Source organism: Cytophaga aurantiaca DSM 3654 (genome assembly GCF_000379725.1).
GTDB lineage: Bacteria > Bacteroidota > Bacteroidia > Cytophagales > Cytophagaceae > Cytophaga > Cytophaga aurantiaca.
Map to the genome: position 1 here is coordinate 25,049 of NZ_KB903637.1, position 20,451 is coordinate 45,499.

Consider the following 20,451-nt stretch of genomic DNA (forward strand, 5'->3'; position numbering starts at 1 on the left):
ACACTAAGGAACAACAAGCTTTAAGCCTTTGGCATTAAGCATTAAGCATAAAAGATATGGAATATAACGTACCAACAGTAGCCGAATTAAAGGCGCAAGGCAAAAGTCCTGAAATCGTTTTCTGGGTTGGCTGCGCCGGTTCGTTTGATGAACGGGTGAAGTCAGTAACAGTAGCATTTGTAAAGATCTTGAATCATCTAAATGTAAATTTTGCTGTATTGGGAACAGAAGAAGCCTGCACAGGTGATCCTGCGAAGCGTGCCGGAAATGAATTCATGTTTCAGATGCAGGCAATGACAAACATTGAAGTGCTGAATGGATATGGTATTCAGAAGATCGTTACAGCTTGTCCGCATTGCTTCAATACCCTAAAAAATGAATATCCGGAGTTGGGAGGCAAGTATGAAGTAATTCACCATTCACAATTGCTGCAGCAGTTTATTGATGAAGGAAAAATAAAAATGACTGAAGGAGGTGAATTCAAAGGAAAGAAAATCACCTATCACGATTCATGTTATTTAGGCCGTGCAAATAATATCTACGAGGCCCCACGTAAAGTATTGGAAGTATTAGATGCGGATTTGGTTGAAATGAAACGCTGTAAAACAACCGGACTGTGTTGTGGTGCCGGTGGAGCGCAAATGTTTAAAGAACCGGAAAAAGGAAATAAGGATATAAATATTGAACGCACAGAAGAAGCATTGCAAACAGGCGCGAAAATTATTGCAGCAGCGTGTCCGTTTTGCATGACCATGTTATCTGATGGAGTTAAAAACAAAGAGCAGGAGCATAACGTAAAAGTATATGACCTAGCAGAATTAATTGTTCAATCTCAAAGATTATAAATTATGCATGTACCCTTTGACCAACTATCAATCCACTCAAAAGTTTGGATTTATGCATCACAAGTACCTTTTACGAGTGAACAGATTGCTATTATTTCAAAAGAATTAGATCGTTTTACAGATTCATGGCAAGCTCACGGCGCCGACTTGAAAGCTTCTTATGAAATCAAACACAATCATTTTATTGTGATTGGTGTTGATGAGACCCATCATACACCAAGTGGATGCTCAATTGACAAATCTGTACAAGTAATTAAAAATATTGAATCGCAATTAAATATTGATTTAATGAACCGATTAGTGGTTTATGTTTTGACGAATGGCGTGGTCAATACATATGCTGCCGGTAAGTTATCTTCTGCTATTCAGGATGGCTTATTACACGTTGATAGTCAGGTTTTTGATAATACAATTACCTCATTTTCCAACTATCAAAACGAATGGTTAAAACCTGCTCAGGAAACCTGGTTACATAGATATTTTACGCTCGTTTGATTGTCCCATAAGAAAATATAGTACAAGGCAATCAGGTCTATTTATATTTTTCTATTAGAAAGTTGCATTTTAATTTAAAAAATAAGTTAAATTGCTTTAATTAAATCAATTGATTTCAAACCATACTTATCAGAATAACATTCATGACAAGGTTCATTAAGGCAATTTTTATCTTGGGCATTGCAGTTTTTGCTGCATGTACCCCAAAAAGTGCAAAGTATTTTGCAAAAGCAGAGGAGCAGTATAAACAAGCTGAGTACCAGGATGCAATTGAAAACTACCAACAAGCGTTAAGCGAAGGTTACGATCCAGCACAAAGTAATTACAAAATTGCAGAGTCTTACAGACGTTCAAACCGTATTCAGGAAGCAGAGCCTTTTTATAAAAAAGCAATTGAAGCTGGCATCAAAGATGAGGAAGCTCATTTCTTTTATGGCAATGCATTGAAATCTGTTGGAAACTATGAAGGTGCCGCTGCTCAATACAAGCAATACATCAAAACAGGATCAAACTTTGATTTAATTAACAGAGCTAAAAAAGAACTTGAAAACATTACGGCGCTTCAGGCAGTAGTTGAAAATAAAACCTATTACAAAGTTGATAACGTAGGTGCATTGAATACATCAGAAGCAGAATATGCACCGTTTTTCTTCAAAGACAAATTGTATTTTACGACTTCCAGAGATGCTGAAAAAATGCACAGTGCAAACGGAACAGGTTTTACAAATATCTATGAATACATTTTTGATAATGTAGAGCCGTTCTCAGGACAGGCGCAGCCTTTATCTGACAAAATCAATACGGATGGCGCGCATGAGGCATCTTGTATTATTACAAAAGATGGCAAAACAATGATTTTTGCAAGAGGGAATACAGGTGCTAAGAAAGGTGCTAAAGATGTGCAATTGTTTAAATCAGTATTAGAGGCTGACGGTACATGGGGTGAAGCTGAAGCACTTAAAATTAATGATGAAAATGCATGGAATGCATGTCCTGCTCTATCATTAGATGAAAAAACTTTATATTTTGCTTCTAACAGAGATACTGACGGAGCACTAGGAAATATTGATATTTACAAAGCAACGCTTGACGCAAACGGTGAATGGTCTAATCCGGTAAACGTTGGAGCACCTATTAACACACGCGGAAACGATATGTATCCAAATGTAGCTTCTGACGGAACATTTTACTTCTCATCAGACGGACACCCTTCTTTAGGTTCATTGGATATCTTTTTCATAAAAAATGAAGGTGGCAAATTAGCTATTAAAAATATTGGTCAGCCTATCAATACAAGTTATGATGATTTTGGTCTTGTATGGAAAGATAGTTTGAATGGATACTTTACGTCTAACCGCGTAACGGACGGTGCTAAAGGTGACGATGATATTTATGCAGTAAAAAATACATTCTGGGATAGAAAAGCAAAGTATATTGTTGACGGTACGGCTTTTGGCAAGTCTAAAAAGAATCCAAAGGCTATACTTCCTAATGCTCTTGTTTACTTATTGAACTGCAAAGGAGATACATTAAAAACCGCAGTTGCGGATGAGCAAGGTAACTTCAATTTCGAATTGAAACCGGATTCATGTTACTACTTAGCAGCTCATTCTGACAAGTATTTTGCGATGCCTAAATCTGAGTGGACTCCGATTACAATGAAGACGGTTCCATTGAGAAACTTAGAAATCGGTGATAACGAAATCAAGAAAAAGGCAGAAGTATTATTGGTTAAAAAGGAACGTATCGTTATTGTTCGTAATATCTTGTACGATTACGATAAATGGAACATCCGTCCGGACGCTGCCAAAGAACTGGATACAATCGTTATGTTGATGAATGCAAACCCTGAAATCAATATTGAATTGGGCTCACATACCGATGAGCGTGGTTCTGCAGACTATAACCGAGTTTTATCTCAAAAACGTGCTCAGGCTGCGGTTGATTACATCATTGCACACGGTATTGATAAGTCAAGAATCATTGCTAAAGGATATGGCGAAGACGATCCGGCTATCAAAGCGGCTAAAACAGAAGAAGAACATCAGACAAACCGTCGTACGACATTTAAAGTCTTAAATCACTTTAGCGACGAAGTCGAGATTCAGCATCAGTAAATTATTTTCACACATAGTTTGAAAAGTCTCCCGATTAATCGGGAGACTTTTTTATTTTTACATATTCAAATAAAACGTATTCATGAGTAGCAGCGATAGATATATGCAACGTGGCGTTTCTTCCCAGAAAGAAGATGTACATAAAGCCATAAAATCCATAGACAAAGGTATTTACCCCAAAGCATTTTGCAAGATCGTACCAGATATCCTGGGCGGTGATGCAGAATACTGCAATATTATGCATGCAGATGGAGCAGGTACTAAATCTTCGCTGGCATATATCTACTGGAAAGAAACAGGAGATATCTCCGTTTGGAAGGGAATTGCTCAGGATGCGGTTATCATGAACATTGATGATCTGATTTGTGTTGGAGCAGTAGATAACATCATACTTTCGTCTACTATTGGGAGAAATAAAAACCTGATACCCGGCGAAGTACTTGCAGCCATCATTAATGGCACCGAAGAAGTGCTTCAAATGTTACGGGATAATGGCATAGGCATATACAGTACAGGTGGCGAAACGGCAGATGTTGGCGATCTAGTACGTACTATAATCGTTGATAGTACCGTTACATGCCGAATGAAGCGACAAGATGTCATTTCTAACGAGCATATTAAGGCTGGCAATGTAATTGTAGGTTTTGCTTCAGACGGACAAGCTACGTATGAAACTGAATATAACGGCGGAATGGGTAGTAATGGATTAACTTCTGCACGTCACGATGTTTTTAATCGTGTATTGGCAGCCAAGTATCCGGAAAGTTTTGATCCGCATGTACCCGAAGACCTAGTATATTCAGGCGAAATGAATCTAACGGATTCGTATTTGAATTTACCTCTCGATGCAGGCAAGTTGGTATTATCACCTACCAGAACGTATGCCCCTTTGATGAAGGAAATACTGGATCAGTACAAAGGCCGCATAGATGGTGTGGTGCATTGCAGTGGTGGTGGGCAAACAAAAGTCTTACATTTTACAGATGCAGCTACGCACATTATAAAGGATAATCTGTTTGATGTGCCGCCCTTATTCCAATTGATACAAGCGCAAAGCAATACGCCGTGGGAAGAGATGTACAAAGTCTTTAACATGGGACATCGTCTGGAGATCTATACAGATGCTACACATGCAGAAGGCATGATTGCTATTGCAAAGAAATTTAATATTGATGCAAAAATAATCGGTAGAGTAGAAGCTCCTGTAGCTGGCAAAAGGCTTACCATTACTGGTCCTCAGGGAACAGAATATACATACGTTTAAAAGGATTGAATGTAAAAGCATTCAATCATTTATTATAAAAATGAATATACCATTTTACAAATATCAAGGAACAGGAAATGATTTTGTATTGATTGATAATCGTACAAATATCTTTGATAGAGATCGCCGTGATATCGTTGCAGAAATATGCCATAGAAGATTTGGTGTAGGTGCTGACGGCTTTATTTTATTGCAGAATAAAGAAGGCTATGATTTTGAAATGGTTTATTACAATGCAGATGGAAACGAAAGTACCATGTGTGGAAATGGCGGTAGATGTATCGTACAGTTTGCACATGATTTAGGTGTCATTGGCAATACTACTCGCTTCTTAGCTGTAGATGGTGCGCATGATGCACAGGTAAAACACGGACTTGTGCATTTACATATGATTGATGTAAACACTGTGAATGTATTGGATGATAAAACATTCTTTTTAAATACAGGTTCACCGCACTATGTTCAACGCGTTTCAGAGATTGAACAGTTTCCTATATTCGAACAAGGTAAAGCAATACGATACAGCGAAGCATTTAAGCCAGGCGGCACGAATGTGAACTTTATGGAAATGCAAAACGGTACGCTGTTTGTACGCACATACGAACGTGGCGTTGAAGATGAAACATATTCTTGCGGAACAGGTGTTACAGCGGCTGCAATTGCTGCATCAAAATTAGGAGCTTCTGTCCCCGTTGCTGTTAAAACATTAGGCGGAAATCTACAGGTTTCATTCACACAATCTGCAGAAAATACCTATTCAGACATCTACTTGATTGGCCCTGCAAAACGTGTTTTTGAGGGGCAATTAGACGTGAATTTTTAACGTTTAATCAGGATAAATTTGTACATTTAAAACACGCTGGAGCATCTTTTAACCGTTGCAACTGGCTTTAGATAAAGATTTCAATATTAAGTATTCATAAATAACATGTTAGGCATTTTAGCAAAACTATTCGGAACAAAATCAGGTCGTGATATCAAGCAATTACAACCTGTTGTAGAAATTATCAATGATGAATTCAGAAGAATGTCTTCATTGTCGGATGATGAACTTAGAGGACAGACACAAAAAATAAAAGATCTTATCGACGCAGATTTAAGTATCATTGATAAACAGATAAAAGAAGAACACGATAAGATTGCTGAGAATCCACAATTAGCCATTGATGAGAAAGAAGTGATTTTTCAGACGATTGATAAATTAGAATTAGATCGCAATAAAGAATTAGAAAAAACGCTTGAAAAAGTTTTACCTAAGGCATTTGCTGTAGTGAAAGAGACTGCACGCAGATGGAAAGAGCGAGGCAAGCTTTCTGTTACAGCAACTCCAATGGATATTGAAATTGCTGCTAATAAGAAAAATGTTCAGATCATTGGAAATACTGCAGAATGGAGCAGTAAGTGGCAAGCTGCAGGAACGGAAGTGTCCTGGGAGATGATGCACTTTGATGTTCAATTGATTGGTGGTATGGTATTGCATCACGGAAAAATTTCGGAGATGGGTACAGGTGAAGGTAAGACACTTGTTGCAACTTTGCCTGCATACCTAAATGCATTAGCGCGCAGAGGTGTTCACATAGTAACGGTGAATGATTACTTAGCAAAACGTGATAGCGAATGGATGGCGCCTTTATTTGAATTCCATGGCATCTCAGTTGACTGTATTGATAAATATCAACCCAATTCGGATGCACGTAAAAAAGCATACGCAGCTGATATTACCTACGGTACAAATAATGAATTCGGTTTTGATTATCTACGTGATAACATGGCTACCGATAGGGACGACTTGGTTCAACGCGGACACCATTATGCAATGATTGATGAGGTCGATTCAGTATTGATCGATGATGCACGTACGCCATTAATCATTTCAGGACCGGTACCTAAAGGGGATCAACACGAGTTCGCTGAATTGAAACCACGTATTCAACGTGTGCTTGAAGAACAAAAGAAATTGATTAACGGGTTTTTAGTTGAGGCAAAAAAATACATTGCAGCCGGCAAAGAAAAAGAAGCAGGCTTAGAATTATTAAGAGCATATCGCGCATATCCGGGCTACAAGCCATTAATCAAGCAGTTGAGCGAAACAGGTGTAAAAACTATTTTGCAAAAAGCTGAAAACGAATACATGGCAGAAAACAACAAGCGTATGCCGGAAGCGGATGCACCGTTGTTCTTTGTGATTGATGAAAAGCACAATCAAGTTGACTTTACTGAAAAAGGAGTTGATTTTATTACAGGCGAACAGGAAGATCCAGGTTTGTTCGTATTACCTGATATTGGTTCTGAATTGGCGAAGATCGAAAAAGATAAATCGATCACGGATCAGGAACGTATGGAGCTGACTGAAAAATTGCTTAGTGAGTATTCGATCAAACAAGAGCGTATCCACACATTACAACAGTTGCTGAAAGCATATACCTTATTTGAAAAAGATACGGATTATGTGATTATGGATGGCAAAGTGAAAATCGTTGATGAGCAGACAGGTCGTATCATGGATGGTCGTCGTTATTCAGACGGTCTGCACCAGGCGCTTGAAGCAAAAGAAAATGTTCGTGTTGAAGAAGCTACGCAAACATACGCTACCATTACACTGCAAAACTATTTCAGAATGTATCATAAGCTTTCGGGCATGACTGGTACTGCAGAAACAGAAGAAGCGGAATTCCAACAGATATACAGTTTAGATGTTGTTGTTGTTCCTACGAACCGTGCCATTGCGCGTTTAGACGAGCAAGATAAAGTTTACAAGACAACACGTGAAAAATACAATGCTGTTGCAGACGAAATTGTTGAGCTTACAGAAAAAGGCAGACCGGTATTGGTTGGCACTACATCCGTAGATATTTCAGAATTATTAAGCAGAATGCTTAAGATGCGTAACATCAAGCATCAGGTATTGAACGCAAAATTACACGCGAAGGAAGCAGACGTTGTTGCTGAAGCTGGTAAGCCAGGTACAGTAACCATTGCAACAAACATGGCCGGTCGTGGTACGGATATTAAATTAACTCCTGAATCTAAGGCGTCAGGTGGTTTGGCAATCATTGGAACAGAACGCCACGAGTCAAGACGTGTAGACAGACAGCTTCGTGGTCGTGCAGGTCGTCAGGGCGATCCGGGTTCTTCTCAGTTCTTTGTGAGTTTGGAAGATAACTTAATGCGTTTATTCGGTTCGGATCGTATTGCAAAATTTATGGACCGTATGGGTTATAAAGAAGGTGAAGTAATCCAGCATTCGATGATCTCTAATTCAATTGAACGTGCGCAGAAAAAAGTTGAAGAAAATAACTTTGGTCAACGTAAGCGTTTGTTGGAGTACGATAACGTAATGAACGCTCAGCGTGTAGTTATCTATAAGCGTCGCAAGAATGCGTTGTACGGTGAGCGTTTGAAATTGGATATCCTGAATATGATCTTCGATTTATGTGAAGACATGGTATTCAGTGCACAACCAACTAAAAATTATGACAACTTCAAACTACGTGCTATTACCGTGTTTGGTGTTATACCGGATATCACGCAAGAGCAACTTGAAAAACAACCAGCAGATGTATTGGTGAAAGCATTGTATGATGAAGTGTTGAAGCATTACGAACAAAAGATTGCGTTCGTAAAAGAAAAGACACAAGGCACATTCAATGAGCTGTTTTTAACTCGAGGCGAATCGATTGAAAATATTGTTATTCCATTTACAGATGGAAAGCGCAGCGTGAATGTAATTGCGCCATTAAAAGAATTGGCACAGAAAGATTCTCAAACGTTGGGGCAATCAATCGAGCGTTACATAACACTCGCAGTTATTGACATGCATTGGAAAGACCATTTGCGTGAGATGGATGAATTGAAACAATCAGTTCAGAATGCTGCATACGAACAAAAAGATCCTTTATTGGTTTACAAATTTGAAGGTTTCGAATTGTTTAAAAAGTTTGTTTATACAGTGAATGCAGATATCGTTTCGTTCCTATTTAAGGCAGACATTCCTAAACAAGATAATGTACCTGTTAGAGAGTTGAAACAACAAGCTGCCCCTCAGCCGAAGTATAAAGAAATAAAAGACGAAGCGGGATCGGCCTTTGGTGGCGGCACTGCTGCTGCACAAACAGCGGAAGCTCCCGCAGCTCCTAAAGCTGAACCAATACGTTCTCAAAAAGTAGCAAACAGAAACGATAAAGTGTCTGTGCAATATGTTGACGGCAGCGTAAAACGTGATGTTAAATACAAAGCTGTTGAAGACGATTTGATCAATAACAAATGTATCTTGATTGAAGAATAATAGATCATAAATAATATATCCAATGATAAAGGTGCTGAAGGCGTTGTCTATTTTAAGTATCATCATGCTTAGTTCTTGTGCTGCTATGTCGCAAAAGCACAAAGGCAATGCTGAGCCTTACTATGAAGATTTAAGCGCTGTTCGTCCTGTGTATATTAATCCGGATACACTAACAGGAAAGCCTACAACACCTGTTACTCCAACGCCGCAGACGTTTCAATATGACGCTTCAAAAAAAGCGAATGCCCGTATAGATTCATTAGCGGAAATCAATAAGAAATATTCAACAATGGAAGGCTTCCGTATACTGGTATATACAGGCCCGAGCAGCGATGAGGCACAAAAGAACAGACAATTGGTTTATTCGTACAATTCAGATTTGAATGTATATACCCAATTTAGACAACCAAGTTTCAGAGTAAAAGTCGGTGATTTTATAGATCGGGTAGAAGCTAATTATATTTTGAATGATTTGAAGCAAAGTTTTCCCAACGCTATGATTGTTCCGGATCAAATAAATTTGCTTCGTTAAAATGGAATTAAAACAACGCATACAGCAATTAGCTGCAACCATTTCTACAGACGTTATTGGTTATAGAAGACATATTCATGCAAATCCTGAATTGTCTTTTGAAGAAACAAATACAAGCGCTTACGTTTCACAATTGCTTACATCTTTTGGTGTGAAGCATGAAACGAGCATTGCAGGAACAGGAGTTGTTGCGTTGATCGAAGGGAAGAATCCATCTTCAAAAGTGATTGCATTACGTGCGGATATGGATGCCTTACCAATCGAAGAAAAAAATGATGTTCCGTATAAATCTACAAATATAGGTGTGATGCATGCTTGCGGGCATGATGTGCATACATCATCTTTATTAGGAACAGCAAAAATATTGAGCCAGGTTACCGATCAGTTTGAAGGTACAATTAAATTAATTTTTCAACCGGGAGAAGAAAAGTTTCCGGGTGGTGCATCGTTAATGATCGATGCCGGGGTTCTTGAAAATCCTGCTCCACAGAATATCATTGGTCAGCATGTAATGGCTTTAATTCCTGCAGGCAAAGTAGGCTTTAGGGAAGGCATGTACATGGCTAGTGCAGATGAAATTTATATTACAGTAAAAGGCAAAGGTGGCCACGCTGCTATGCCCGATAAAAATGTAGATTCGATTTTAATTGCTTCTCATATTATTGTTGCCCTGCAACAAGTGATTAGCCGCAATTGCGATCCGCGTATACCCGCTGTTTTGTCTTTTGGCAAAATCATGGGTATGGGTGCAACCAATGTTATTCCCGAAGAAGTTTATATCGAAGGTACGTTCCGCACCTTAAATGAAGAATGGAGAGCAGAAGCAAAGCAACGCATTAAAAAGATGGCATCAGGTATCGCAGAATCTATGGGTGCTACCTGTGATGTTGATATTAAAGACGGGTATCCGTTTTTGAAAAATGAACCTGCATTAGCGAAACGCATGCGTGCTGCTGCAGTTGATTTTTTAGGCGAAGAGAATGTATTGGATTTAGATTTGTGGATGGCAGCTGAAGATTTTGCTTATTACTCACAAAAAATAGATGCATGTTTTTACCGTTTAGGTATTCGTAACGAAGCGAAAGGAATTACTTCAGGAGTGCATACATCCACGTTTGATATTGACGAAGCTGCATTGCAGACTGGCACAGGCTTGATGGCGTGGTTAGCGTTGGAAGAGTTGAAGGCGTAAATTGATAAATAGACAATAAATAATAAGGGCTTTGAAATATTTATTTCAAAGCCCTTATTATTTATATCGTAGTATAAATGTCAATATGATTTTAACTGATCATATCTAAATACAAATCTTCCACTTTCTTTCTTGCCCATGGAGTCTTGCGTAAAAATGATAAGCTTGATTTGATACTGGGATTAATATTAAAGCAATTAATCGTAATTCGTTCTCCCAATTCTTGCCATCCATATTCATCAACCAGCTCGTTCAAAATCATTTCGAGCGTTTTGCCATGCATAGGATTGTTTACTTGTTCGGATGTCATAGATTAATTGGTAGTGATAAGATTAGACTGGAAAGCCTTCAATAATTTAACTTGTGGCATTATCCCCAAGCTAGATAAAGAATTAAATGATATTTTTATTTACAATTGGTCTGCCAATAAATTCAACTGGCTTGTCAATCTCCAGCCAAGATTTGCAACCACCGTATTCAGGTAACAAGTCAAGATTAAAAGATGCGCCAAACTCAAACACTTGTACAATTAATAAATGTATGCTGTTGCCCCAACGTTCAAAACGCTCTTTGATAACCTCTTCTTGCCAGGCATGATAAGGACTTAATTTTTTCACCTGCTCCCAATCTGTCAGAACCTGAACATCTGCAACATGTACATAGTATTTGATTTCAACTTTATCAGGAGTCGTATGGAATTTTGTATCACTTAAATAAGGCTTCCAATCCGGTTTTATCATTTCTGCCGATTGGTGAAAAAGAGTAGGGAATAAGATGAATTGTTTTCCCTTCAATTCAAAATCGCCCGAGCCTTCTTCGTGTATACCTCCTTTGCGTAATATGATGCTTTGCTTTCCTTTTCCCAACGCATCAACAATGCAGGCCCATTCTTTAAATGCTAAAGCCATTATTTACTTCTTTAAATTCTTTTCGTACTGCGTTAAAAAATCATCCAGATTTTCATAACCGATACGTTTCGCAATGATGATTTTATTTGCATCCAACACATACAGCACCGGTGTTGCATAGATATCATAGGTGATTTTAAAATCTGTATGCGTTTTAGAATCACGCACATTTAACCATTCACGAATATTTTTCGAGCGAATGAATTTCATCCATTCTTCATCCTTACGCTCTATGTTCGCTGCGTATACCTGAATCCCTTTTGAACGGTTCTTTAACCACCATTCATAAAGCTTAGGCGTTTCCTGCTGACAATGTCCACACTGAGAATCCCAGAAAAACAGTATCGTGTATTTAGCTTTCACATCATGCAAATAACGATAGGTGCCTGTGGTATCAGTCATGTATAAGTTTGGTGCTTTTTTGCCAAGCAATAATGGCTCTAATAGCCCAACACGATCAGCTATTTTGTCAACGGTTGCTTGTGTTGCCCAGGGGCATTTGTTTTTCATGTAATAGTTTTTCCCTAGGTGCACAAACACGGCATCCATGCCCATCACCTGAGAAGTTTCGTACTTGTATGTAAACTCACGTACAAAGTATTCATACAGGTCCTTAGCAGGCGCAGACTTGGTTAAGATCATATCAATTTCTTTAATAAGAGAATCGGGGCGTGGGACAACTAAAGTTTTAAAATAGTTATCTACCTTGGTAATCAATACGGGCGTGCGTATTAAACGATCGTCTGTAAAATCTACATTGTCAAAATAATGTTTTTTATAGTAATGATATTGCCAGCTGGAATCAATTGAGCCATCGGCTCTTTTAGGAGCAGGCGGTACATCTATATCCTTTGATGTTTTTAAGATCGCAGTAAATAAACTTTTAGGATTGGCAACAAGAAAGTTTTGAATATAAATCAACATTGTTGAATCGATTGCTGTTAACTGTTTTGTGAGCGCCGCTTTTTGAGCAGGCGTTGCAGTTTTTAATTGCGCATTCAACGTGTCTGCTTTTTCTTTTTGTGTTAAGAAAAAATTTTGGTAACCATAAAATGCAGTGTTATCAGGAGAGTTTTTGAACTGAGCAGATTTTATAGGATCAGCTTCGTTTATTGAAAACGAAAGTGTACTTGGACTTAAAATAAAATCAAATATTTTTTGTCCGGGCATTAATAAGAAATACATACCCTCTTTTAAATGGGTAGTATCAATAAACTCAATAGCGCCTTTGGCATCAACAATGGCTGTATCCTGATAAAATCGTTTATCGCCATAATAGCGAGCTAAGAAGACCGTGTCAGCATGTTTTAGTCCTTTAATATGAACCTTAATATCATAGCCTGAAGGCTTACCTGTAGCATTAGAATAGCTAATGCTTGTTAGGATAAATAAGATGCTAAGTAAGCTTAGTTTAATTGAATTCATGACAAACGTGAATAAATCGGTAATACTATTGAGAAATATATTTCGGTATTTCAATTTTTATACCAAAAGATGCTGCAGGTTGGTGTAATATGCGAAAAGGCAGCTAGGCCGCCTTTTCGCATATTGTATAAATGTGTTTTATTTACCAAATACGCCCTTTTTTAAAGCGTTGGCAGCCGCTTTTTTAGCAGAATCTTCCGCTGCTTTTTTCTTTTGATCTAAAATTTTCTGTTGTTTTTTCAATTCAGCATCAGCAGCACTCTTAATAGAATCCTCCGCTGCTTTTTTCTGTTGCTCTAATTGCTGTTTTTGCTTTTCGATCTCGGCTTCAGTTTGAGCTTTTGCTTTATCAATTTCTGCCTGAGCTTGTTTTGCCTGATCGCTGTTTTTTAGTTCAGAAATAGCAGCGTCTTTTACTGCTGTCTTACTTACTTCACCAAAGTTTGTTTTTGTTACGCTTACTTTTGTTTTATCGTAAGGGCCTTTAACATTCAAATCAATAATGATATCCTTAGGCATTGTTACTGCACTGTTTCCTACCAAGCCGGCAAGTGCTTTGTTTGCTTCATTGCCAAGCGCACCTGAAGGAGTAGTTAATTGCATGTCGTAATCAACACTGCCATCCAGCTTATTCAAGCCTTTTTTAATAGCAAGTTTTGAGTCGCCTGCTTTAATATCAAATGGTGCAACGATCAACGAACCATTTTCGATTTTAAAGTTTATTGAAAGATCCTTGATTTCCAGAGGATCCATATTTTTCATTTTTGTTAAACTTGCAATAGAACCCAATACTGGATTGCTCAATACTTTTAATGAACTGGAACCTAAAGAACCCTTGCCGTTTAATGTTGCATATATAGGCATCATTTCATTATCTAGCAAGCCGTCCATAATAAGTGCTAAGTTGACATTGCCTTCAACATAGTTTGCTATCGGCGCCATCTTTTTAACAGAGTTGAATGTTTTATATGCATCTTTCGCTGCAACATCTTTCATTACCATGTCCATACCAAAAGATGGTTTAGACATATCTTGTGTATTGTAATTTCCGCTGAATAAGAATGAACCTCCTAATGAATTAAAGTTTAATTTGTCCATTCTGACAATACCGTCACGAACAATAATTGCTCCTTTCATATTCGTCATATCCATATTGCTATACAGAACCTTGTTCATATCAGCATTGAATGTGAAGTCAATATTTTTAGGCACTTCAACAATCTCCAGTGGCACTTCTTCTGCAGGTGCAGCTGTAGATGCTGGCGCAGGTTCGTCTGTCATCCATTCGTTCACATCAAATTTCTTGGAAGCCATTGTCATCACTCCATGAATCGTTGTGTCTTTTCCACCGAACATATAGCCCATATAATTCGACACATAGCCTGTAATATCATAATCACTTTTTCCAAGTAAGCCCTGCATAGTAGCAATATTGAAGCGTTCAGGAGTTAATGTCAAAAATCCTTTTTTCATCGTGTAGCCCTGAGGTAAATCAGTGCTTTTATATACTAAGTCGGAAATATCTAAGCTCCCGCTTGTTTTTGTATTCACATAATTCCCTGCTTGTACTTCAGATAAAACTCCTTTTGTTGTCATATCTGCATTCATACGGCCTGTAAGCGTAGTACCTTCAATAGGATAGATTTTTGTCATTTTAGCCAGATCAATAATACCTTTGATAGAAGCTTCGTAATTCGGATCATCGAAGTTTTTTACAAATGCTTTCATTTCGAATGGCTCGCCATCTAACAGCAATTTGAAATAATCAAGCAAGAACGTTGATGTTTTCATGTTGCCATCACTTGTAGCAACAGCCTTAACGTTTACATTTTCAATTGGCTTAGGAAACTCTGAAGATTTAATATATCCATTCGTCAAATCCATATTGGCAGTAACCATAGGCATTAATTTCAAGCTATCGCTGTATTTACCTTTTGCGTTCACAACCAATCCGAACAGGCCTTTAAGCGTAGTTCCTTCAATAGGGTAGAATTTGCTGACGTCTTCCAGTTTTACTTTAGCACGAATATTTGCGTCAATATCGTACGGATTCATGCCGTTCATTAACAACCTTGCATCAATCGGGTTTGCGCCCATTTCCATGTGGAAAGTTTTAAGATCAACAATTGTATGATCCATGATTCCATCCTTATCATCAACTTTTAAATCCAGGTTAATATTTTTAACAGCATCAGGAAGGTCCGGATATTGGAAGAAGCCATTTTTAATAAACATATTCAATCCAAAGCCCGGCAAGGTTGTTTCGTTGTATACACCTTTCACATAACCATCAAAGCCAATTGAACCGTCAGTTTTTATTTTCTCAAAATCTTTGTTGTAAATAGCAGGAACAAGAGATAGCAAATTTTTGAAATTCGTTTCTTTTGCTTTGTATGTTATATCCATTTTGATATCATCTGTAGGCATTTCTATAGCACCGTCGAAACCTAATTTAAACTCGTTGATAGCGAATTCATTTTCTAAAAATTTATAGATGGATTTACCTAAATCAATATTCATTGCAGCATCTGCAGTAACTGTTTGGCCACTTAAATAAGTTGTTCCGCCATATTCAACCAATACATTTGTAGACTTTGTATAAGTTTTTAAATCGTAGATGTCTGCTGTGATGTCTCCACTGCCTGTATGATCAACATGTTTTAATTCAGCATACATAGGCATTGTTTGATCATCATAGATAATGGTACCGTCTTTAATTTCCCATTTTTCAATACTGATGTTTAATGCACTTGATGTATCTGCTGGAGTGGCAGCTGCAGTGGTTGTGTCAGGATAAGTAATATCCCAACTCATCTTTCCACTCTTATCAAAAATAGTTACAATCTTAGGCTGATCTAAAAAGACTCCTTTGATTTTCATTTGGTCACCAGAGATGACACTCATAATATCAATTGTCAAGCTAAATTCCTTTGTAGCAAAAAGTGTATCGCCTTTAAACTCTTTCACATTTGACATCAATCCAATGTCTTCGAGCGAAACAGTAAGATTAGGGAAGTGAGAGAAAAGAGATAGGCTGAATGATTCAGCATTGTACCATACTTTTCCGTTAATGTTTTTCTGAATTTGCTCGTCGATAACGCCTTTGATTTTATCTTTAAATAAAAATGGCAAAACAATCATTGCAAGCAATAAGACTCCGATAGATATACCAGAGATCTTTAAGAATTTTTTCATACCCTATAATTAAGATGATGTTGAAAGAAATAAAATTCGGTCGTGTTATACACAAACGAAATTTAATGAAAAATCGTCTTTTTATTCTAAAAATTAAGCCTTTATTTAAAAGATTATCTGGAATAAAAATCTTTTAGAGCTTCTGCGATTTTTTCTGTCTCAGTTAAAAAGCCATCGTGGCCATAAAGGGAGTCAATACCTACGTAAGAAGCATTTTTAATATGGGCAGCAAGAAATTCCTGTTCACATACAGGAAAAAGTATGTCGGAAGAAATGCCAATAACGATCGTTTTCGCTTGAATTGTTGCCAATGTTGCCTCGACACTACCTCTATTGCGTCCTACATGATGACTATCCATTGCTTTGGATAAATACCAGTATGAATGACAATTAAAACGCTTAACCAATTTGTCGCCCTGATAATGCTGATAGGTGATGGCGCGGTAATCATCTACTTTACTACTATCTTCTTCACTTTGTGTCTCTACATAAGTTTCGTAACTTCTATAGGATAGCATAGCAATTGCACGCGCTGTTTTAAGGCCTTCTCTGCCTGCATCCAGGGACGCATTTTTCCATGTGGGATCCATATCAATGGCCATGCGCTGAGACTCATTAAACGCAATTCCCCAAGGTGAATGAAATGCGTTGGTAGATAAAAGGATCAAATGTGCAAACAGATCAGGCTTCTGTATCGCCCATTCCATGGCCTGTTGGCCGCCTAAAGAACCTCCGATTAAGGTGTTTACATGATTGATTGCTAGATGTGTTCTTAAAATATCATGTATCATTACCATATCCCGAATGGTAACAACCGGGAAGGAAAGGAAGTAGGGGGTATTGGTTTGAGGGTTTGTTTCTGTTGGTCCGGTTGTGCCGTAACACGAAGACAAAATATTTGCACAGATAATAAAATGTTCTTCCGGATTATAGATATAATCTGTTCCAACAAGGCCTGGCCACCAGGATTCAACGTCTGAGTTGGCGGTTAATGCATGGCATACCCAAATGATATTATCATCTGCAGCGTTGCGTTCACCAGAAGTAGAGTATTGAATACGAACTTCTGGCAATGTAATACCGGACTCAAGTTTAACCGGATGCTTGTGTGTGTATATGTGATATTCCATCATTGTTGAAAGGTTAAACGTTCAACAATGGACCCAATCTGAATGCAATTCAAAGGGAAGAAATACGGCAACAAAAAGTTACGGTAAATGGTATTTACTTGGATTGCTCCAAGCGTTGTGCTTCTAATCATCGTATAATAATTAATTTATATGCCCTGTTTATTCAGGTCAGGAATTAGCACCTTTCTGGATTTTCTCCCAGAGGTTGCTAGAGGTTCAAAGAGCCCGTTCTCTCCCCTCTTCTTTATAAATCAATTACACCCGTAATTGATTTTGAGTAGACAAAAATAAGTATGCGAATCAGAAAAACAAACTTTTATTTTGAAAAAAACGATGCACGCAAGCCAAATATTCTTGCAATGGCTTACTAATCGGTATATTATAGAAGTATTATAGCTTGATTACACAGCAAATGTTGGATTTAGGCATGGCACCCAGCGGATAATGCGTTAAATGTGCATAAAAACAACTTTTCAAGACACATTCCCGTTATAGAAGAAACATGGTATTTATTACTATGTATTTGTTGAATAGTTGCTAAAATATTCATTTATTGCAAATTGAATAAGTCGGCAACAGAAACTCGAATTGATTTAGTACAATTTATGAATAAAAATAATTAATGATTCAATATAAAAATCCAAATTATTGGTTCTTATTATTATCAGCAGTTCTAATGTCTTCTATTGCTATAGCAAGTTATTTTATGCCCAATAAAATTCCTTTTGCTTCAGAAGGGATGGCAATCAAATTGTATAGAGTAAACTATGCGATTATTGCTTTGATGGTATTATTAAGCAATAATTTATTATTCGTAAGAGGGTATTTAATCTTGTCAGGTTGGGTAATGATATTTTTTGTGGTTTCAACCTGGCTGAATCTGCCTCCTGAAAGTATATTGCATTTTACAAAACAAGACAACATTCTTCACTCGAATGTTGGCATCATTTCTATTTTTATCGGCGTGATTTATGGACAATCACACCAGCATAAGCATAAAGAAGAATCCTTATAAAATATTTAAGGCCTGCTCTTTTATTTTCTCCAATTCTTCTTTCATTTGAACAACAAAACGCTGGATGTTTGCATCATTTGCTTTTGAGCCAATGGTGTTTATTTCTCTACCGATTTCTTGTGCAATAAAACCTAATTTTTTACCGCTAGCCTCAGGAGCATCCATGGCTTCAAGGAAATAGTTTAAGTGACTTCGAAGCCTTACTTTCTCTTCGCTGATATCTAATTTTTCAATGTAAAAAATCAACTCCTGTTCGAAGCGACTGTTATCTAATTGCTCTGATTTACTATACTCATCAAAATGCTGACGGATACGTGTACGAATAGCTTCGATACGTTGCGGATCAAAAATTTCAACCTTTGACAAACAATCTCCGATTGTCTGAATATATTCTTTGAATTTCAATGCAAGCGTATTGCCTTCGTCTGTTCTGAATTCATTACACTTGGCAATGGCTTCATTCAAAACTTTCTGGATCAATAACCAATCTTCTGTATTGTCGGCATTCTCAGCTTCAGATTCCATAGCCTTAGGCATTTGAAGTGCAAGCTTAAATAAGTCTGCATCAGATGCACCAATGGATTGAGCAGTTTCTTTTAGATCATTGTAATATAATGCAACAAGTTCGCGATTGATAAAGACTTTTGCTTTAACACCACCTTTAGATTGTACATCAATATTCAATCCCACTTTACCACGTTCAACAGTATTGTTTAATAAGTTTCTAATCTCTATTTCCCGGTCAGAGTATTCTTTTGAAAGACGTAGATTCAAATCTAGAAATTTAGAATTCAATGATTTTATTTCTACTGAAACTGAAATCTTGTCGTTCTCTGCAGTATGAGAACCATAACCTGTCATGGATTTGATCATAAGAATTATTAAAGTCTATCGCGCAATATAGTGAAAATGAAAAAAGAAACTAGGCAGTATATCTTGTGCGAATATAAAATGTTGTAAGAATATGAATAAAATAGGCGCCCTTTTCAAGGCGCCTATCAATCAATAGTGATTAAACCAATTTATTTGCAACTAAATATTCAGCAATCTGAACCGCATTTGTAGCAGCACCTTTACGAAGGTTATCTGCAACGATCCATAAGTTCAATGTTTTTGGCTGAGACTCATCTCTACGGATACGACCAACAAACACCTCATCTTTGTTGTGCGCATCCATTGGGGTAGGATACTCTAATTTAGAAGGGTTGTCTTTTACAATGATACCTGGTGATTTTGAAAGTAATTCTTTTACTTCATTCACATCAAAATCATTTTCAAATTCAATGTTTACAGACTCAGAGTGGCCGCCAATAACCGGTACACGAACCGTAGTAGCTGTAACTTTAATTGAATCATCGCCCATGATTTTATTTGTTTCTAAAATCATTTTCATCTCTTCTTTTGTATATCCGTTTTCCTGAAACACATCAATATGAGGCAATAAATTCAAATCAATCTGATATGGATATGCTTTTTCGCCATCCATGATACCTTTACGTTCGTCGAACAACTGATCAACCGCTTTTTTACCTGTACCTGTTACAGATTGGTATGTAGAAACAACTACACGTTTGATTTTGTATTTTTTGTGCAATGGCTCCAACACAACTACCATTTGGATAGTAGAACAGTTTGGGTTTGCAATGATTTTATCTTCTTTTGTCAATACGTTTGCATTCACTTCCGGTACAACTAATTTCTTAGTCGGATCCATTCTCCATGCAGAAGAGTTGTCAATAACAGTTGTTCCTGCTGCTGCAAATAATGGAGCAAGCTCTAATGAAGTACTACCTCCTGCAGAGAAAACAGCAATTTCAGGCTTCATAGCGATGGCAGTTGCTGCAGTTACTACTTTAAACTTCTTCCCATTATATTCAACTTCTTTACCAACTGACTTTTCAGATGCTACAGGTATAAGCTCTGTTATAGGGAAGTTACGTTCTTTAAGAACGTTAAGCATTTGGGTTCCTACCAAGCCGGTAGCGCCAACTACAGCTACTTTCATTTGTTTACTTTAGTTAATTAAATACCACTTTTTAAAACGACTC

At 37.5% G+C, this 20,451-nt stretch carries 16 protein-coding genes and 1 riboswitch; of the genes, 9 read left to right on the top strand and 7 right to left on the bottom strand.

Annotated elements, in window-relative coordinates:
* The first annotated feature begins 56 nt into the window (after positions 1 to 56).
* From A3EE_RS0110115 to A3EE_RS0110150, 8 genes are all read left to right on the top strand, one after another.
* Complete coding sequence (locus tag A3EE_RS0110115) at positions 57 to 845, top strand: (Fe-S)-binding protein (RefSeq protein ID WP_018343327.1); 789 nt, start codon at positions 57 to 59, stop codon at positions 843 to 845.
* A 3-nt stretch (positions 846 to 848) separates the two neighbouring features.
* Entirely contained in the window at positions 849 to 1,340 is a 492-nt protein-coding gene (locus A3EE_RS0110120) for a hypothetical protein (protein WP_018343328.1), read from the top strand.
* Between the two features lie 143 nt (positions 1,341 to 1,483).
* The gene (locus tag A3EE_RS0110125) at positions 1,484 to 3,457 is read left to right on the top strand and encodes a CHU_0125 family OmpA-like outer membrane integrity protein (protein ID WP_018343329.1); all 1,974 of its coding nucleotides are present in this window, start codon (positions 1,484 to 1,486) and stop codon (positions 3,455 to 3,457) included.
* An 82-nt stretch (positions 3,458 to 3,539) separates the two neighbouring features.
* Positions 3,540 to 4,721 (top strand): AIR synthase related protein, encoded by a 1,182-nt coding sequence (locus tag A3EE_RS0110130; RefSeq protein ID WP_018343330.1) that lies wholly within the window; start codon positions 3,540 to 3,542, stop codon positions 4,719 to 4,721.
* Between the two features lie 40 nt (positions 4,722 to 4,761).
* Positions 4,762 to 5,544 (top strand): diaminopimelate epimerase, encoded by a 783-nt coding sequence (dapF, locus tag A3EE_RS0110135; RefSeq protein ID WP_018343331.1) that lies wholly within the window; start codon positions 4,762 to 4,764, stop codon positions 5,542 to 5,544.
* A 105-nt stretch (positions 5,545 to 5,649) separates the two neighbouring features.
* The gene (gene secA, locus A3EE_RS0110140; protein WP_018343332.1) at positions 5,650 to 9,006 is read left to right on the top strand and encodes a preprotein translocase subunit SecA; all 3,357 of its coding nucleotides are present in this window, start codon (positions 5,650 to 5,652) and stop codon (positions 9,004 to 9,006) included.
* Positions 9,007 to 9,028: 22 nt separating this feature from the next.
* Positions 9,029 to 9,538, top strand: a complete 510-nt coding sequence (locus A3EE_RS0110145; protein WP_018343333.1) for an SPOR domain-containing protein — start codon at positions 9,029 to 9,031, stop codon at positions 9,536 to 9,538.
* Position 9,539: 1 nt separating this feature from the next.
* On the top strand, positions 9,540 to 10,730 hold the full coding sequence (locus A3EE_RS0110150; protein ID WP_018343334.1) for a M20 metallopeptidase family protein: 1,191 nt from the start codon (positions 9,540 to 9,542) through the stop codon (positions 10,728 to 10,730).
* A 91-nt stretch (positions 10,731 to 10,821) separates the two neighbouring features.
* Here the strand turns inward: A3EE_RS0110150 and A3EE_RS0110155 are convergent, their stop codons facing one another.
* The 5 genes from A3EE_RS0110155 to A3EE_RS0110175 all read right to left on the bottom strand — a co-directional run bounded on the left by A3EE_RS0110155 (position 10,822) and on the right by A3EE_RS0110175 (position 17,388).
* Positions 10,822 to 11,040 carry a VF530 family protein gene (locus tag A3EE_RS0110155; RefSeq protein ID WP_018343335.1) on the bottom strand — a complete coding sequence of 73 codons (219 nt, stop codon included), beginning with the start codon at positions 11,038 to 11,040 and terminating at the stop codon, positions 10,822 to 10,824.
* 82 nt (positions 11,041 to 11,122) lie between these two features.
* Positions 11,123 to 11,638, bottom strand: a complete 516-nt coding sequence (locus A3EE_RS0110160) for a DUF1802 family protein (RefSeq protein ID WP_018343336.1) — start codon at positions 11,636 to 11,638, stop codon at positions 11,123 to 11,125.
* A gap of 3 nt (positions 11,639 to 11,641) precedes the next feature.
* Positions 11,642 to 13,063, bottom strand: coding sequence for a DUF5106 domain-containing protein (locus A3EE_RS0110165; protein WP_018343337.1), 1,422 nt, complete (start codon positions 13,061 to 13,063; stop codon positions 11,642 to 11,644).
* Positions 13,064 to 13,201: 138 nt separating this feature from the next.
* On the bottom strand, positions 13,202 to 16,258 hold the full coding sequence (locus A3EE_RS0110170; protein WP_018343338.1) for an AsmA-like C-terminal region-containing protein: 3,057 nt from the start codon (positions 16,256 to 16,258) through the stop codon (positions 13,202 to 13,204).
* Positions 16,259 to 16,371: 113 nt separating this feature from the next.
* Complete coding sequence (locus A3EE_RS0110175) at positions 16,372 to 17,388, bottom strand: homoserine O-acetyltransferase family protein (RefSeq protein WP_026209719.1); 1,017 nt, start codon at positions 17,386 to 17,388, stop codon at positions 16,372 to 16,374.
* A gap of 143 nt (positions 17,389 to 17,531) precedes the next feature.
* A riboswitch (SAM riboswitch) is annotated at positions 17,532 to 17,641 on the bottom strand.
* A gap of 369 nt (positions 17,642 to 18,010) precedes the next feature.
* Here A3EE_RS0110175 and A3EE_RS0110180 point away from each other — a divergent pair.
* Positions 18,011 to 18,403, top strand: coding sequence for a hypothetical protein (locus tag A3EE_RS0110180; RefSeq protein ID WP_018343341.1), 393 nt, complete (start codon positions 18,011 to 18,013; stop codon positions 18,401 to 18,403).
* On the opposite strand, the gene A3EE_RS0110185 is transcribed toward A3EE_RS0110180, so the two are convergent.
* Positions 18,398 to 19,276 (bottom strand): YicC/YloC family endoribonuclease, encoded by an 879-nt coding sequence (locus A3EE_RS0110185; RefSeq protein ID WP_018343342.1) that lies wholly within the window; start codon positions 19,274 to 19,276, stop codon positions 18,398 to 18,400. The two genes, A3EE_RS0110180 and A3EE_RS0110185, sit on opposite strands and share 6 nt — an antisense overlap.
* A 139-nt stretch (positions 19,277 to 19,415) precedes the next feature.
* On the bottom strand, positions 19,416 to 20,408 hold the full coding sequence (locus tag A3EE_RS0110190; RefSeq protein ID WP_018343343.1) for an aspartate-semialdehyde dehydrogenase: 993 nt from the start codon (positions 20,406 to 20,408) through the stop codon (positions 19,416 to 19,418).
* Positions 20,409 to 20,451: the final 43 nt, after the last annotated feature.